Origin of the sequence: Halorubrum sp. 48-1-W (assembly GCF_003287355.1) — an archaeon.
Classification (GTDB): domain Archaea; phylum Halobacteriota; class Halobacteria; order Halobacteriales; family Haloferacaceae; genus Halorubrum.
Genome location: NZ_QMIM01000024.1, coordinates 1 through 14,171, shown reverse-complemented (window position 1 = coordinate 14,171; position 14,171 = coordinate 1). Strand labels below are relative to the sequence as shown.

17 protein-coding genes and 1 tRNA gene are annotated in these 14,171 nt (G+C 68.5%); 9 read left to right on the top strand and 9 right to left on the bottom strand.

The genetic code is table 11. From position 1 onward, the window contains the following. Window positions 1-299: 299 nt before the first annotated feature. Window positions 300-1,004 carry an SDR family oxidoreductase gene (locus DQW50_RS11885; RefSeq protein ID WP_112079497.1) on the bottom strand — a complete coding sequence of 235 codons (705 nt, stop codon included), beginning with the start codon at window positions 1,002-1,004 and terminating at the stop codon, window positions 300-302. Between the two features lie 158 nt (window positions 1,005-1,162). Here DQW50_RS11885 and DQW50_RS11880 point away from each other — a divergent pair, with 158 nt between their 5' ends. After that, window positions 1,163-2,185, top strand: a complete 1,023-nt coding sequence (locus DQW50_RS11880) for a hypothetical protein (RefSeq protein ID WP_112079496.1) — start codon at window positions 1,163-1,165, stop codon at window positions 2,183-2,185. A gap of 214 nt (window positions 2,186-2,399) precedes the next feature. Here DQW50_RS11880 and DQW50_RS11875 read toward each other — a convergent pair. After that, a tRNA-Arg gene (locus DQW50_RS11875) sits at window positions 2,400-2,474 on the bottom strand. A gap of 106 nt (window positions 2,475-2,580) precedes the next feature. On the opposite strand from DQW50_RS11875, the gene DQW50_RS11870 reads away from it, so the two are divergent. Then, window positions 2,581-3,228 carry an AAA family ATPase gene (locus DQW50_RS11870; protein ID WP_112079495.1) on the top strand — a complete coding sequence of 216 codons (648 nt, stop codon included), beginning with the start codon at window positions 2,581-2,583 and terminating at the stop codon, window positions 3,226-3,228. Continuing rightward, entirely contained in the window at window positions 3,225-3,674 is a 450-nt protein-coding gene (locus tag DQW50_RS11865; RefSeq protein ID WP_112079494.1) for an RNA-binding domain-containing protein, read from the top strand. Before DQW50_RS11870 ends, DQW50_RS11865 begins: the two co-directional genes overlap by 4 nt. A gap of 55 nt (window positions 3,675-3,729) precedes the next feature. Here DQW50_RS11865 and DQW50_RS11860 read toward each other — a convergent pair whose 3' ends face one another. Next, complete coding sequence (locus DQW50_RS11860; protein ID WP_112079493.1) at window positions 3,730-4,311, bottom strand: transporter; 582 nt, start codon at window positions 4,309-4,311, stop codon at window positions 3,730-3,732. Window positions 4,312-4,401: 90 nt separating this feature from the next. Then, window positions 4,402-5,217: an endonuclease III gene (gene nth, locus DQW50_RS11855; RefSeq protein WP_112079492.1), complete on the bottom strand. Its 816-nt coding sequence runs from the start codon at window positions 5,215-5,217 to the stop codon at window positions 4,402-4,404. 139 nt (window positions 5,218-5,356) lie between these two features. Between nth and DQW50_RS11850 the strand changes: the two genes are divergently transcribed. The 3 genes from DQW50_RS11850 (at window position 5,357) to DQW50_RS11840 (ending at window position 7,225) form a co-directional block, all read left to right on the top strand. Then, a complete protein-coding gene (locus DQW50_RS11850) occupies window positions 5,357-5,731 on the top strand; it encodes a YlbF family regulator (RefSeq protein ID WP_112079491.1) in 375 nt (124 codons plus the stop codon). Between the two features lie 49 nt (window positions 5,732-5,780). Further along, window positions 5,781-6,515, top strand: a complete 735-nt coding sequence (locus DQW50_RS11845) for a P-loop NTPase (protein WP_112079490.1) — start codon at window positions 5,781-5,783, stop codon at window positions 6,513-6,515. 83 nt (window positions 6,516-6,598) lie between these two features. Next, window positions 6,599-7,225, top strand: coding sequence for an ATPase domain-containing protein (locus DQW50_RS11840; RefSeq protein ID WP_112079489.1), 627 nt, complete (start codon window positions 6,599-6,601; stop codon window positions 7,223-7,225). A 37-nt stretch (window positions 7,226-7,262) separates the two neighbouring features. Here DQW50_RS11840 and DQW50_RS11835 read toward each other — a convergent pair whose 3' ends face one another. Continuing rightward, complete coding sequence (locus tag DQW50_RS11835) at window positions 7,263-7,520, bottom strand: hypothetical protein (RefSeq protein ID WP_112079488.1); 258 nt, start codon at window positions 7,518-7,520, stop codon at window positions 7,263-7,265. A 97-nt stretch (window positions 7,521-7,617) separates the two neighbouring features. Further along, window positions 7,618-8,577 (bottom strand): peptidylprolyl isomerase, encoded by a 960-nt coding sequence (locus DQW50_RS11830; RefSeq protein WP_112079487.1) that lies wholly within the window; start codon window positions 8,575-8,577, stop codon window positions 7,618-7,620. A 91-nt stretch (window positions 8,578-8,668) separates the two neighbouring features. On the opposite strand from DQW50_RS11830, the gene cyaB reads away from it, so the two are divergent. Next, window positions 8,669-9,286: a class IV adenylate cyclase gene (cyaB, locus tag DQW50_RS11825; protein WP_112079486.1), complete on the top strand. Its 618-nt coding sequence runs from the start codon at window positions 8,669-8,671 to the stop codon at window positions 9,284-9,286. 74 nt (window positions 9,287-9,360) lie between these two features. Here the strand turns inward: cyaB and DQW50_RS11820 are convergent, their stop codons facing one another. Beyond that, complete coding sequence (locus DQW50_RS11820) at window positions 9,361-9,855, bottom strand: MaoC family dehydratase (protein ID WP_112079485.1); 495 nt, start codon at window positions 9,853-9,855, stop codon at window positions 9,361-9,363. A 119-nt stretch (window positions 9,856-9,974) separates the two neighbouring features. Between DQW50_RS11820 and DQW50_RS11815 the strand changes: the two genes are divergently transcribed. Together DQW50_RS11815 and DQW50_RS11810 are read left to right on the top strand one after the other, a co-directional pair. After that, window positions 9,975-10,868 (top strand): CoA ester lyase, encoded by an 894-nt coding sequence (locus tag DQW50_RS11815; RefSeq protein ID WP_112079484.1) that lies wholly within the window; start codon window positions 9,975-9,977, stop codon window positions 10,866-10,868. A 64-nt stretch (window positions 10,869-10,932) separates the two neighbouring features. After that, complete coding sequence (locus tag DQW50_RS11810; protein WP_112079483.1) at window positions 10,933-12,186, top strand: Glu/Leu/Phe/Val dehydrogenase; 1,254 nt, start codon at window positions 10,933-10,935, stop codon at window positions 12,184-12,186. A 31-nt stretch (window positions 12,187-12,217) separates the two neighbouring features. On the opposite strand, the gene DQW50_RS11805 is transcribed toward DQW50_RS11810, so the two are convergent. Then, on the bottom strand, window positions 12,218-12,685 hold the full coding sequence (locus DQW50_RS11805) for a hypothetical protein (protein ID WP_112079482.1): 468 nt from the start codon (window positions 12,683-12,685) through the stop codon (window positions 12,218-12,220). Window positions 12,686-12,743: 58 nt separating this feature from the next. Next, entirely contained in the window at window positions 12,744-13,457 is a 714-nt protein-coding gene (locus DQW50_RS11800; protein ID WP_112079481.1) for a diphthine--ammonia ligase, read from the bottom strand. Window positions 13,458-14,171: the final 714 nt, after the last annotated feature.

The window sequence follows — 14,171 nt, the reverse complement described above, 5'->3', positions numbered from 1 at the left end:
ACGAGGCTGGGGAGGCGTGAGGTGCGGTCGCGGTGCGGCGGGCGGGACTCAAAGGGGCAGTTGCGAGGACGAAGCACGGCGCAGCAAGGACCGGAGGATCGAACGAAGTGAGCGACGAGGACCGCAGCAAGCCGCGCGAGTCGTCGCAACTGGGGCTTTGGAGGTGTTCGTCGAAGTCACGTTTCCTGCCTTACACTCTCGAGCGGCCGGGGATTTGAAAACGCCTACCGCGCCAGCGACGACACGTGCTCGACTGGGTCGTTAACGAGACCGATCCCCCGCGATCCGCACGCGATCGCCTACACCGACGACGTGAGCCCGCCGTCGACGCGGAGGTTCTGGCCGGTGATATAACTCGACTCCTCCGACAGGAGGTACGCGACCGCGTCGGCGATCTCCGCGGTCCGTGCGGGCCGTCCCATCGGTATCTGCGCCCTCGTCTCCTCGTCGACGTCGTAGCTGTCGACGAACCCGGGCAGGACGCTGTTCATGCGGATCCCGTCCGACGCGTATCGGTCGGCGTAGAGTTTGGTGTAGCTCCCGAGGCCAGCCCGCAACACCGACGACACGGGGAAGTCGCTCGAGGGCTCGAACGCCGAGAACGTCGAGACGTTCACGATCGCCCCGTCACCCTGTGCTTCCATGATCGGCGTGACGAGCCGGGCCATCCGGACGACGTTCAGCAACACCAGGTCCATCCCCTCGTACCACTCCTCGTCGGAGATCTCGACGAGGTCGCCGGAGGGCGGGTGCCCGGTGTTGTTCACCACGGCGTCGATCCGGCCGTACCGCTCGTGGGTCGTCTCGACGAGCGCCCGCAGGTCGTCGGGGTCGGTGACCGAGCCCTCGAAGCCGTCGCCGCCGAGGTCGTTGGCGACGTCGACGGCGCTACCCGACGGCGACAACAACACCGGCACGTACCCGTCGTCGTTCAGCCGCCGAGCGCACGCCTCTCCGATGCCGCTTCCCGCCGCCGTCACGATCGCGACCCGAGTGTCGTCCATACCGGCGATGTCGCGAGTGTGAACATAACTCCACCGACGCCCCGGTTCGAGTATCCTACCCGGTCCGAGCGCTACCGTCACCGCCGGGGCGACGCGTAGGATCAAAGAGCCGTTTGAGCCACACCAACGTCTTTACCCGATCGAGACGTCGCTCAGGTATGACGGAGGAGTCGACGACCAGACGACGACTGTTGGGTGCCGGTTGTGCGACCGCGGTCGCCGCGGTCGCGGGCTGTCTCGGGCCGTTCGGTTCCGTCGAGAGCGGGGCCGGCGAACCCGACGGATCCGCCGAACGGTCCCTACGTTTCACCCTGTCTCCTCGGAGCGATAACCTCCGGGATCGGTACGTGATCGACCTCGCCGATGCCCGCTCACCGGACGCCGAGGAGGCCTTCCGGACGACGCTCGAGGGATCGACGTACACGACACAGTACCGAACGCCGTTCCGGTCCACCCCCGACGATCCCACGTACGTCAGAGCGGACGGAACCTACTACCGGGCCGGGTCGGTCGTGGTCGACGAAGCCGCCGAGACTCGTCCCGTCCTCAGACTTCGGGACGGGACGCGGATCGACGACGGTGGCGACACCGACGTCGACGCTGTCGCTGTCGAGGAGCTTCCCCAAAGCGACCAACGAGCCGTCGAGATCGCACACATGGCCGCCCGTGCCCGCCGCAACGAGGGTGGCGTCCCGTGGGGGTTGGTTCAACGCGGCGGCTACGTCTACCGGTCCGAGGGGGCGGTCGAAACGAGCCGGGTCCTGTCCGAGGACGGTCCCGACCGCGTCGTCTACCGCGAGACGGAGTACGCCGTCGAGGTCGCCGAAGAGCGGTTCTACGAGCCGGTCCATCGCGCGACCGTCGAACCCGTCGCGACGAGTCCCGAGCGAATGGAGGCGATCCTCCGGGCGACCTTCGTCGACGCTCGGATCACCCGTGACGCGCTCTCCACGGACGAATCGGAGGTGCTTCGGTCGGCTCGCGGGGGCGAGTACGAGGAGACGCATCCGTATTCCGACGCGTATCGGGACGTGGTGACGGCGCTTCACGAGCGCGCCTACCTCGACGGAAACGTCGAGAGTGACGCCTTCAGCGACGCCGAACACGGCACGGGGACGGTGCTGTACGGCGACGAGTACTACGAGTACCGATTGCGGTTCACGTCCTCGTCCGGGGCGTAGAACGAGCCGCCACGAGCTCGGAATGAACGGTCACGGTGGGATCCCCGTGAGCGAAGCGACCGGGGGTACACCGTGTGCGTGAACGGAGGTGAACGAGCACGGTGGGATTCGAACCGAAATCGGACGTGCTCGCTCGCATCGCTCGCTGTGCGCGACTGAGAGGGTTCGAATCCCTAGTCTCGGCCGAACGGCACGACCGTTGTGCCGTTCGCCACGAGCACGGTGGGATTCGAACCCACGACCATCGGATTAGAAGTCCGACGCTCTATCCTGGCTGAGCTACGTGCCCTCGCCCCGACTATCCGTGTGGGCGGGTAAAAACCGTCGTGGTTCGCGTCGGATCGGAGGGAACCGCAACAGCAAGCCTAAGTCCACGACGCGGGTAGCCGACGGTAATGAACGTCATCGGTACCGTCGGCCTCCCGGGGAGCGGCAAGGGCGAGGCGGCGAACGTCGCCGAGTCCGCCGGGGTTCCGGTCGTCGTCATGGGCGACGTGATCCGCGAGGAGTGTCGCGACCGAGGCCTCGACCCGGCCGAACACCACGGCCGGATCGCCGGCGTCCTCCGCGAGGAGGAGGGCGACGACGCCATCGCCGCCCGGACGATCCCGCGGATCCGCGAGACGGCCGACGAGCGCACTGCGGGGACGGTCCTCGTCGACGGCCTCCGCTCGACGGTCGAGTTGGAGCGGTTCCGCGAGGCCTTCGGCGACGGGTTCACGCTCGTCGCGATCCACGCACCCTTCGAACTCCGCGCGGAACGGCTGGGCGAGCGGGGCCGCGACGACTCCGACGCCGACCTCGAGGCGCTCCGCGAACGCGACGAACGCGAGATCGACCTCGGGCTCGGCGAGACCCTAGAGCGCGCCGACGTCGAGATCGACAACACCGGAACGCTCGAGGCGTTCCGCGAACGGGTCCGCGAGGTGCTCGACGTGGAGGAGGGTGGCCGCGACGACGAGGCGACCGACGATACCACCGAGGGGGCCGGCGGCTCGGCCGACCCCGACGCCGACCCCGCTACCGGCGGTGGTCGACCGTGATCTACAGCGTCGACGTCCGGATCGTCGCGCCGGTCAACGACACCGAGGTGACGGACCGGGTCGCGGACGCGGTCCGGAACGTGTTCCCCGACGCCGAGCCGGTCCACGAGGACGGACAGCTCGTCGCGGAGACGCACACCCTCGACGCGTTCTCCGACGTCCTCCACGAACAGGAGATCCTCGACACCGCCCGGCGAGTGTTCCTGAACGAAGCGACGGACGAAGGGTTCTCCTTCGCTCTGAAGAAGCAGGCGGCCTTCGAGGGCGTCGTCAACTTCGCAGTCGGCGACCCCGACGAGCTCGGTGACATCGACGTCGACGTCCGCGTCCGCGAGCCGGACGTCGAGTCGTTCGTCGACTACGTCGCACCCGAGACCGACGAGGGCCGACCCGTCGACCCCGTTCGCGAGTACGGCGACCGGTTCGACCCCGAAGGCGGGTACTGACACGACAGCGACGTACGGTTCGGCGAGCGTCGCCGGGGTCCGGCGTTCGGTTCGCTCACTCGCTCCCGAGAAGCGTCCCTGCTGTGCCGCCGAGCGCGCCGAAGACGGCGGGATAGACGATCCCCGCGAGCAGTCCGGCCGTGAGGAGGACGGGGGCGATCGTCCCGTCGCCGATCGAGTAGCCGAAGGCGACGACCCCGAAGAGCGCGAGCGGGAGGTACCCGACGGCGACGAGACCGCCGGCGAGGGCACCCTCCGTGGGCTCCGTCGCCGACGCGATCCGTCCCGCGAGGAGGCCGGCAACGAACAGGAGCACGGGGGGAACGACGTACATCGCCGTCAGCGATCCGGCGTCCGTCTCGGCGATGAAGTTCACCACGCGCGTCCCGCCGAGCGGGGCCGGCAGCTCGGTGGCGACAAGGTGCGCGTTGTAGAACACCCACCCGACCGCCTGCCACGCCGGGATCGGGTCGCCGCCGAAGAGGTCGGCGAAGACGTTGAACCCCCGGAGCTCTTCGCCGATCCGGCTGAGCTGGGTGGCGTACACGACGAGGTAGCCGAGGACGTACGCCACGAGTCCGCCCGCAGTGCCGGCGGCGAGACGCCGTACCGTATCCGAACGCTCGGTTGTGGACATACCTCCCGTCCTCGCGGACGCCGTAAGTGCTTGTGGGTCGACTGCGACGACCGCGGAGACGGGTCAACGTCCCCACCGATCGGCGGGGGATCAGTCGCCGGCAGTCGCTGTGGGGTCGCCGGGGTCGACGACGGTGCCGTCGAACTCGTCGATCCCGACCCGGTCACACAGGTCGTACAGCGGGCAGGCCTCCGGCCCGTCGAGACACGCGGGCTCGCGCGCGGAGCAGTACTCGCGGCCGAACTGGATCATCGCGGTGTGTCCGAAGCCGCACTTCTCCGGCTGTACCTCGGCCTCTATCGCCTCGCGAACCTCCTCGTGGTCGGCGTCGGGCGGGGCTACCCCCATCCGTCGGGCGATCCGGTGAACGTGGGTGTCCACGGGGAAGACGCCGCCGCGCCCGCCCGCGAAGAGCAGGACGCAGTCCGCCGTCTTCGGGCCGACCCCGTTCACGGACAACAGCGTGTCGCGGACGTCGCCCGGATCGCCCTCGGTGACGAACCGGTCGAACGCAGCCGTCGAGCCGAACTCCTCGAGGGCCCAGACTGCCGCGTCCACGATCACCTCGGACTTCTGGTTGTAGAGGCCGGCCGACGCGATCGTCTCCGCCAGTTCCTCGCGGTCGGCGTCCGCCAGCGTCTCGGCCAGCCGGTCGGCGGGGCCGTACCGCCCCAGCAGCGAGTCGTGTGCGGGCTGGCTCGCCTTGTCGGAGGTGTTCTGTGAGAGGATCGTCCGGACGAGACACTCGAACCCGTCACTGCCACCGTACGCCTTCCGCCAGTACAACTCGCCGAGTTCGTCGACGATCGCCTCGGCGCGGGACTCCCCGTCGCCGGGCGTGAACTCCTCGATCTCGCCACCGCCGTCCGGACCGCCGCTGATGTTCTCCGCCGGCTCGTCGGGCATGGCCGATCGTTGTGGACGATCGCTCAAAAGGCCCGCGTCCATCTCGGAACGATACGCGGACCCGCCACCCGACCTCCCCTCCGGCTCGCGGTCCGCCCACCTCCGGCAGGTTGAAACCGATCGACTCGTAACGTGACCCATGAGCGTCGAACAGGCCCCAATCGAGGAGCTCGGACGCGAACTCGGCGAGCGGATCGCACACACACACGAGTACGAGCGTTTCGAGGAGGCACGCGAGGCTGTCCAGCGTGACGAGGACGTCCAGGAACGGATCGACGAGTTCGAGCGGATCCGCGCCGAGTTCATGCAGGCACGCCAGACCGGCGACGCGACCCAGTCCGCCCTCCATCGCGTCCAGAACGCCCAGGAGGAACTCCACTCGATGCCCGTGATGAGCGAGTTCCTCGACGCACAGGACGACCTCGCAGAGCGGCTCGAGGCAGTCAACGAGGCGATATCGGAGCCGCTCGCCGTCGACTTCGGCGGCGAGGCCGGCGGCTGCTGTCACGACTAGTCCTCCGTTCGACCGTCCCTTTATTTCGGATAACGACCCATCCGGTCGCGTGATAGCAGTCGCCGGTGGGAAGGGAGGAAGCGGCAAGACGACCACGACCGTCGGACTCGCACGGGCGCTCTCCCGACGGGGCGCACCGGTCGTTTCCGCGGACGCCGACTGGGGCCTGCCGAACCTCGCGAAGTTGGCCGACGAGACCGGAACACCGGTCGCGACGCCCGAGGCTACTCGCTCCGAGGTGGACGGGGCCGAACCGCTCGGCTCGAACCCGATCGAACGGGGCGAACGGCCGACGGTCACGCAGGTTGCCCGCAGCGAGCGGCCGGTCCCCGTCGACCGCTGTACGCCGGTCGTGCTCGACGCGCCGGAACGGCCACGGGAGCACGACGCGGTCGCCGTCTTCGCCGACCTCTCCGACGCAGTCCCCGAGGAGGCACCGCTCCTCCTCGACTGTCCGGCGGGGGCGTCGCCGGACGTGGCTGCGCCGCTACGTACGGCCGACCGCTGTGTGTTGGTGACGCCGCTCCGCCGTCCAGCGCTCCGTGACGTCGCGAAGACCGCTGTGATAGCTCGACGGCTCGGGTGCCCGCCCCTCGGGGTCGTCGTCACCCGCGCTCGGTCGGTTCCGGACGCGGTTTCGGACCTGTTCGACTGTCCCGTGCTCGGCCGGATCCCGCCCCGAGCACCGACGCCGCTCGAGGACGCGGACGTCGAATCCGCGTACGACACAGCCGCACGGGCACTCGTCGAGGCGTACGGCGAAGGCCGGTGGCGGATCGCGTGAACCGAGGTCGGGGCGTCGCGTCGGGGCGTCCTGGCGGCTCCGTCATCGACAGAGCCAAACGTCCACAGGAGTCAGTTGCGCCCATGGAGCGGCTGCCGACCGGGATCCCGGTCCTGGACAGGGAGCTCGACGGCGGGCTCCCCGCCGGGAGCGTGGTGGCGTTGAAAGCCGGCCCGGCTAGCCAGTCCGAACTGTTCTTGAACACGTTCGCGGGCGTCCGCGAGAGCCTGTACCTGACGACCGTTCGGTCGGCCGATGCGGTCGAGAGCGGCCTCGCTGTATCGTCCGTCGAGACCGGGGAGCCGGTCGTCGAGTCCGTCGACGGCGAGGACCCGATCGAGAGCGCGCGAACGTATCTGGAGTCGATCCCGGAGGACGGAACGGTGATCGTCGACTCCACGGAACCCCTCGAAGACGCGGATCCGGTCCAGTATCGGTCACTCCTGACGGACCTCGACAGCCGGGTCGACGAGGCGGACGCGACGGCGTTCCTTCACGCACTCAAGTCGGGCGGCGAACGGTCCCGGAACCGGATCGCGACCGAGCAGGTCGCGGACGTCGTCTTCGACCTCCGGACGATGGTGACGGGAACCGCCATCGAGAACCGTCTCGCAGTGCCGAAGTTCCGCGGCGGGGCGGCCCTCGAGGAACCGGTCAAGCTCAAGCTCACCGACACGGTCGCCGTCGACACGAGCAGAGACATCGCCTGACCGCCGCGGGACACAGCTTCCCGCACTCCGAACGTCCTCAGAGCGTCGCAGTCACGAGTACGACGACGCCGACGGCGACCGCGAGGGCCGCCCAGTTGCGCGGGGTGTCGAGCGACCCGTACGGACCGCCCTTGCGCGTGAAGAGGTACACGAAGTACACGGCGAGCGGCGCGAGCGCTGGCAACGTCCCGACCGCGACCCCGGAGACGAGACTCGAGATGACGGCGACGAGGACGGTCGTGACCGCGGCCGACGTCGCGACGAGGACGTCCTCACGTGCCCGTTCGATCTCCATACGCGACCGTGGACGTGGACCTACGCAAAAGGATCGGTTCGGCCGTGGAGTGGCCGACGCCGTCGACCGGTCGGTACACTTCGCCGTCGACCGGCCGTCACTCCTCGTCGAGCTCGTCGTCGAGTTCCTCGGCAATGTCGTCGGCGTCGACGTCGATGTCCTCCAACGCCTCCTCGATGTCGCCGGCACCGGCACCGCCCATACCGCCCATCATGCCGCCGAGCCCGCCCATGCCGCCGCCCTCGATGACCTCCTCGACGACGACGCGGTCGAGGTCGAGACGGCCCATGAGGTCCTGGGCAATCTGCTGTTTCTGGAACATCCACTGCTGGTTCATCTGCATCGCCTGGGTCGCCGTGACGTAGAGCACGTCCTTTTCGACCTCCTCGGTCTCGACGACCTCCTCACCGTCGTCGTCCTCGGTGACGGTCTCCTCCTCCTCGACGACGGTCTCGATCCGGACCTCGGGGGCGTCCTGGAGGTACATCCCGAGCATGCCGGCGGCCTTCTCCTCGCGGTCCTCGATGACCTCGAGCACCTCGTACTCGTACTCGAGGTCCTCGCCGGCGAGCGGGTGGTTGAAGTCGACGCGGGCGCGGCCGCCGATGATCGTCTCGAGGTGACCCTGCTGGTTGTCGATCTGGACCTGCGCGCCGGGGTAGCGGCTGTCCTCGGGGATCTTGTCGGCCTTGACCGTCTCGACCTCCTCGGGGTCGTACTCGCCGAATGCGTCCTCGGCGGGGACGTCGACGGACCCCTCGTCGCCGACGGAGGCTCCCGTCAGCGCCTCCTCGACGGTCGGGAAGACGTGGCCGGCGCCGAGCGCGACGATCCGAGGTTCGAACTCGTACTCCTCGGTGTCTATCTCGGCCTCCTCGGCGACCGCCTCGTCGGTCGTGTCGATGACGTCGCCGTCGTCGGCCGTCCGGATGGTGTAGGCGAGTCGGACGAAGTCGCCGTCGGCGAGTCCGGCGTCCTCGGTCTCCGGTTCGGCGTCCGATTCGGCGTCGGCCCCTTCGGCGCTCTCGGCCGCGTCCGCCTGCTCCTGATCGCTCATAGCGGAACATCACCCGTTACACTCTTAAGGCGCACGGTTCGGGCCGGAACCGTCCCGTCGGCCTTTTCACGACTGCCGGCGAGGCGGACGTATGTACGAGGTCGAGATCAAGGTCCCGGCGGACCTCGAAACGGTCCGGAGCCGGCTCCGGGAGGGCGGCGCCGACCCCGGGGCGGTCCGCCGGCAACGGGACGTCTACTACGACGCGCCCCACCGCGAGTTCGCCGAGACCGACGAGGCGTTGCGGATCCGCAGGGAGACGACGGACGATCGGGAAGCGACGACGGACGATCGGGAAGCGACGACGGACGATCGGGGAGCGACGACGGACGACGCGTCCGACGCCGGCGAGTCGGTCCGGCTCACCTACAAGGGACCGTTGGTCGACGACGGCTCGAAGACCCGCTCGGAACACGAGACGGGCGTGGAAGACGGCGAGGAGCTCGCGGGGGTCCTCGACGGACTCGGGTTCGAGCCCGCAGCGACCGTCGAGAAGCGCCGGGAGTACTGGCGATTCGAGGGGTTCACCGTCGCGCTGGATTCCGTCGACCGGGTCGGTGAGTTCGTCGAGATCGAACGGGCGGTCGACGCTGAGGACGCCATCGATCCGACCAGGGAGGCCGCGATCGAGACCCTGAGGACGCTCGGGATCGACGCGGACGACCAGGTTCGAACGTCATACCTCGGGCTGTTGCTCGCGGAGGAGTAAACGTCCGACCCCGTCCCCTTCGGCCGCCCGGTCGCCCTCAGGTCGCTTCGTCGCCCTCGAGTTCCTCGTCATCCTCAGGTCGCTTCGTCGCCCTCGAGTTCCCCGTCGCCCTCGGGTCGCTTCAGCGAGAGGGCGGTCCGCTCGAACGAACAGACGAGCACGTCGTCGTCCCCGTCGACCGTCTTGAACGCTTCGACGCGCATGGTTACTATCCCGCGGTCGCCGTCGCTCGTCTCGCGTTTGTCGGTCACGGTCGATCGCGCCCGGATCGTGTCGCCGTGGAAGACGGGGTTCGGATGCTCGACGTCGTCGTACGAGAGGTTGGCGACGATGGTCCCGTCCGTCGTCTCAGGGATCGAGACGCCGACCGCGAGCGACATGGTGTAGAGGCCGTTGACGAGCCGTTCGCCGAACTGCGTGTCGGCCGCGAACGCCGAGTCTAGGTGGAGCGGTTGCTGGTTCATCGTCATGTCACAGAAGCGCTGGTTGTCGGCCTCGCTCACCGTCCGCCGCCGCCGGTGTTCGATCGTCTCGCCGACCTCGAACTCCTCGTAGTAGCGTCCCGTCATGCCGAACCCCTCCACGGGCGGTCACATATCGCTGTCGACCGCGACGACGGCTCCCGGTCGAACCGACGGGAGGCCGTCCTCGCGACCGATTTATTGCGCGTCCCCGAGGAGACACCGACATGTCTCGACGGAGCCTCCTGTTCTCGCCCGGCGACCGACCGGAACTAATGCGGAAGGCCCCCGGAACGGACGCGGACGTGCTGTGTTTCGACCTGGAGGACGCCGTCGCCCCCGCACGCAAGGACTCCGCCCGCGAGGCGGTCCGATCGGTCCTCTCGGATCCCGCCTTCGATCCCGACGCGGAGGTGTGCGTCCGCCCGACCGCGAGCGATCCCGAAACCGACCTCGACGCGATCGTCGGGAAGGGGGACGAAGGCGGGTCCGAAACGGGGGATCACATCCGGCTCGACGCGGTCATGCTCCCGAAAGTGGAGGAAGCTGCGGCGGTCGATCGGGTCGCCGAACTGTGTACCGAACGCGGGATCGATCCGGTCGTCTTCGCGCTCGTCGAGACCGCGGAGGGCGTCCTCGCTGCCCGGGAGATCGCGACCGCCCCGGCGACGACTGCCCTCGTCTTCGGCGCGGAGGACCTCACAGCCGACCTCGGCGCGACGCGGACAGCGGAGGGGACGGAGGTGCTCTACGCCCGCGAACACGTCGTCCTCACAGCCAGCGCCGGGGGCGTCGACGCGCTCGACACCGTTCACACCGACTTCACCGACGAGGCGGGACTCCGCGAGGAGGCCGAGTTCGCGGCCACGCTCGGCTACGACGGCAAGCTGGCGATCCATCCGGACCAGGTCGACCCGATCAACGAGGCGTTCACGCCGGGATCGGACGAGATCGAGTGGGCCGAGCGGGTACTCACTGCCCGGGACACTGCGGACCGTGCCGACCGGGGAGTCTTCGAGGTCGACGGGGAGATGATCGACGCGCCGCTCGTCGCCCAAGCGGAGCGCGTGCTCGAGCGCGCCGCGGCCGCTGGACTGCGTGGAACTCGAGGTGACCGTTGACCGTGTTCGCGAAGGGGTGCCGGTAGCCGCCACCGTTAACTCACGCGGTTGGGATGGTCGAGGTATGGGCGACGAGGCTAACCCGTACGAGAGCCTGAAGGAACAGATCGACGACGCCGCGGTGTACCTCGACGCCGACGAGGGGGTCATCGAACGGCTGAAGAACCCGGAGCGGGTGCTGGAGACGAACCTGACGTTCGAGCGCGACGACGGCTCGCTGGAGACCGTCCGTGCCTATCGCTCGCAGTTCAACGGCGACCGAGGCCCCTACAAGGGCGGGATCCGCTATCACCCCGGCGTCACCCGCGACGAGGTGAAGGCGCTCTCGGGTTGGATGGTGTACAAGTGCGCGGTCGTAGATATCCCGTACGGCGGCGGGAAGGGCGGTATCGCGGTCGAGCCGGCCGAGTACTCGACGGACGAACTCGAGCGGCTCACGAGAGGCTTCGCGACGGAGCTCCGGCCGCTGATCGGCGAGGACCGCGACATCCCCGCACCGGACGTGAACACCGGCCAGCGGGAGATGAACTGGATCAAGGACACCTACGAGACGTTGGAGAACACGACCGCCCCCGGGGTTATCACCGGGAAGGCGCTCGACTCGGGTGGCAGCGAGGGACGCGTCGAGGCAACCGGCCGGTCGACGATGCTCGCTGCACGGGAGACGTTCGACTGGCTCGACCGCGACGTCGAGGACGCGACCGTCGCGGTCCAGGGGTACGGCAACGCCGGGTCGGTGGCGGCGGCGCTCATCGATGACCTCGGCGCGAGCGTCGTCGCCGTCTCCGACTCGGGCGGCGGGATCTACGACCCCGACGGCCTCGACACGCGCGCGGTCAAAGACTACAAGATCGAGACGGGGGCCGTCTCGGGATACGGCGACGCCGAGTCGATCACCAACGAGGAGCTACTGACGCTCGACGTCGACCTGCTCGTGCCCGCCGCCCTGGAGAACGCCGTCGACGCCGACCTCGCGACGGACCTCGAGGCGGACGTCGTCGTGGAGGCTGCGAACGGCCCGCTCACGCCCGGCGCGGACGACGTGCTCACCGAACGCGGGACGTGGGTCGTCCCCGACGTGTTCGCGAACGCGGGCGGGGTCACTGTCTCGTACTTCGAGTGGGTCCAGAACCGACAGCGGTTCCACTGGACCGAAGCGCGCGTCAACGAGGAGCTCGAACGCGTGATCACCGGAGCGTTCGAGGAGATCGTCGAGACGTACGAGTCCGAGAACCTCCCGAACCTCCGGACGGCTGCGTACGTCGTCGCGCTCCGCCGGGTCGTGGACGCCTACGAGCAGGGCGGCAACTGGCCCTGAGCGACGCCCCCGAGACGGATCGTGTCTACCGTCAGACGTCGAAGAACCGTTCGGCGTCCTCGCTCTGTCGCTGATAGATCCCCCGGCCCTTGAGCCGCGGAACGGGGTGCGTGTGGAGCGTCTCGCTCTCGAGATCGTACACCAGTGGGAACACGTTCGACCGACGCTCGGCGACGGTGTAGGAGGTGGCCGCCGAGACGAGGTCGTCGTGAGCGGAGTCGACGGCGAACACGACGTACCCGATCGGTGTGGCGGCGCTCGTCCCGTCGGTCAGGTCGGCGAGAACCTCCCTGAACCGGTCGGCGGTGGCGATGACGTCCTCGGGATCGGCGTCGTTCGCGTTCACGACGGTGGCGAAGAGCGATACGCTCCCGACCGTCGGGTCGTCCTCGTTGGCGCTCCAGATCCGATCGAAGTCGTCGTCTCCCCCGTCGACGACGTCGAATCCGTGTTTCCGTCGGTTCGCAGCGACAGCCTCGCGGTACCGGTCGAACTCCATGTCACCGACGAGGGGGCCACGTACTAAAAAACGGTACACCCACTGTCGGGGTCGCGGTCTACTCGAGCGTCGCCTCCGTCACCTCGAGGTGGCCGCGGTCACCCTCCCAGACCGTCCGGTAGGAGAGGTCGATCCGGCGGTCCATGTGGGGGCCGTCGACGACGAACGTCTCGAACTCTCCGCCCTCGCCGAGCGGGTGGACGCCGTACGCCTCCCGGAGGTCGAGCAGTTCGTCGAGGGCGTCGGCGTCGTAGCGACGCCCGATCCAGGACTCGTCGAGACCGTAGGCGGCCACCTGGACGATCCTGATATCGAAGCCCGCCTCGAACATCGCCTCGGCGAGTTCGACGGGGTCCTCCCCCCAGAGCGGTGCGAAGAGGTCGATCCCGAGCCGGTCGCACATCGCGCGGATCCGGTCGGTCTGAAACTCGCTTTCGACCGCCCCGGCGGTGACGCCGGCCAGGTCGATCCCGGCCGTTCCGGCCAGTTCGCGGAGCACAGCTTCCATCGGCTCCACCTCGGCGTCGCCCTGCGCGCCCGCGTCGTCGACGTCGTCGGCCCCGAAGTCGTCCGGCTCGACCTCGACGAGGTCGATCCCGACGCTCTCGGCGGCGAGTTCCGCCAGGTGCGTCGCCGGCGTGTGGTACATGTACGAGTCGCCGGCGGGGTGGACGGTCAGGAGCCGCGAGACGTCCAATCCTTCCTCGAGTGCGCGGTACAGCGCCCACGAGGAGTCCTTCCCGCCGGAAAAGAGGCTCACCCAGTCGCTCATACGAACACGCGGAGGTCCGCGGGTAAAGCGACAGCGGTCCGCGGGCGGGTCGTCCGGGGTGACGGCCGAGGGAGTGCCGGCCGGACGACGCGCTGGATCGGTGTTCCGATGCGCCGTTGAACGCGTGCGCTGGGGTTCGTCGACCGCACGTCGGGCTATGGTGGCTCTGTTGAAATCCTCAGCAAGTGATATATTCTATCCTGGCTCCGGTCAGTACAGATGAAGGAACGAACGATCGCGGTGGCGCGCCTCCGAGCGCCCGACTGGGCGCGAGGAGCCCGCGAGGGAGTCGACCGGCCGGAGCGAAGCGGAGGCCGGTCGACGAGGCTGGGGAGGCGTGAGGTGCGGGGCTGTGCGGTGCGGGGTGGGACTCAAAGAGGCAGTCGCGAGGCGGGCGCAGGCGACACAAGGACCGCAGGGAGGAGCAATGCGAGCGACTGAGAACCGCAGCGAGCGTGCGCCCGCCTCGCGGCTGGGGCTTTGGAGGTGTTCTCCGAGAGAGTACTCTCTGCTCTGTAGTACCGAACAGCTGGGGCTTTGGACGTGTTCACCTCGCCCGCAACGATCCTATTCTACTCACCCCAATCTCCATCGAAACAACCGTCCCATAAGCAGCTCTCACCGACCGGCTGTTTCAGGTGAGAATATATCTGAAGAATAGGATTTCACCTATGGAAACGCTGCTACCCGGGCAAACCACGTCTAACGACAAAA

Coding starts and splice junctions, on each gene's coding strand:
- DQW50_RS11885 (WP_112079497.1), bottom strand. CDS start 1,004: ATGGACGACACTCGGGTCGCGATCGTGACGGCGGCGGGAAGCGGCATC.
- DQW50_RS11880 (WP_112079496.1), top strand. CDS start 1,163: ATGACGGAGGAGTCGACGACCAGACGACGACTGTTGGGTGCCGGTTGT.
- DQW50_RS11870 (WP_112079495.1), top strand. CDS start 2,581: ATGAACGTCATCGGTACCGTCGGCCTCCCGGGGAGCGGCAAGGGCGAG.
- DQW50_RS11860 (WP_112079493.1), bottom strand. CDS start 4,311: ATGTCCACAACCGAGCGTTCGGATACGGTACGGCGTCTCGCCGCCGGC.
- nth (WP_112079492.1), bottom strand. CDS start 5,217: ATGCCCGACGAGCCGGCGGAGAACATCAGCGGCGGTCCGGACGGCGGT.
- DQW50_RS11850 (WP_112079491.1), top strand. CDS start 5,357: ATGAGCGTCGAACAGGCCCCAATCGAGGAGCTCGGACGCGAACTCGGC.
- DQW50_RS11840 (WP_112079489.1), top strand. CDS start 6,599: ATGGAGCGGCTGCCGACCGGGATCCCGGTCCTGGACAGGGAGCTCGAC.
- DQW50_RS11835 (WP_112079488.1), bottom strand. CDS start 7,520: ATGGAGATCGAACGGGCACGTGAGGACGTCCTCGTCGCGACGTCGGCC.
- DQW50_RS11830 (WP_112079487.1), bottom strand. CDS start 8,577: ATGAGCGATCAGGAGCAGGCGGACGCGGCCGAGAGCGCCGAAGGGGCC.
- cyaB (WP_112079486.1), top strand. CDS start 8,669: ATGTACGAGGTCGAGATCAAGGTCCCGGCGGACCTCGAAACGGTCCGG.
- DQW50_RS11820 (WP_112079485.1), bottom strand. CDS start 9,855: ATGACGGGACGCTACTACGAGGAGTTCGAGGTCGGCGAGACGATCGAA.
- DQW50_RS11815 (WP_112079484.1), top strand. CDS start 9,975: ATGTCTCGACGGAGCCTCCTGTTCTCGCCCGGCGACCGACCGGAACTA.
- DQW50_RS11810 (WP_112079483.1), top strand. CDS start 10,933: ATGGGCGACGAGGCTAACCCGTACGAGAGCCTGAAGGAACAGATCGAC.
- DQW50_RS11805 (WP_112079482.1), bottom strand. CDS start 12,685: ATGGAGTTCGACCGGTACCGCGAGGCTGTCGCTGCGAACCGACGGAAA.
- DQW50_RS11800 (WP_112079481.1), bottom strand. CDS start 13,457: ATGAGCGACTGGGTGAGCCTCTTTTCCGGCGGGAAGGACTCCTCGTGG.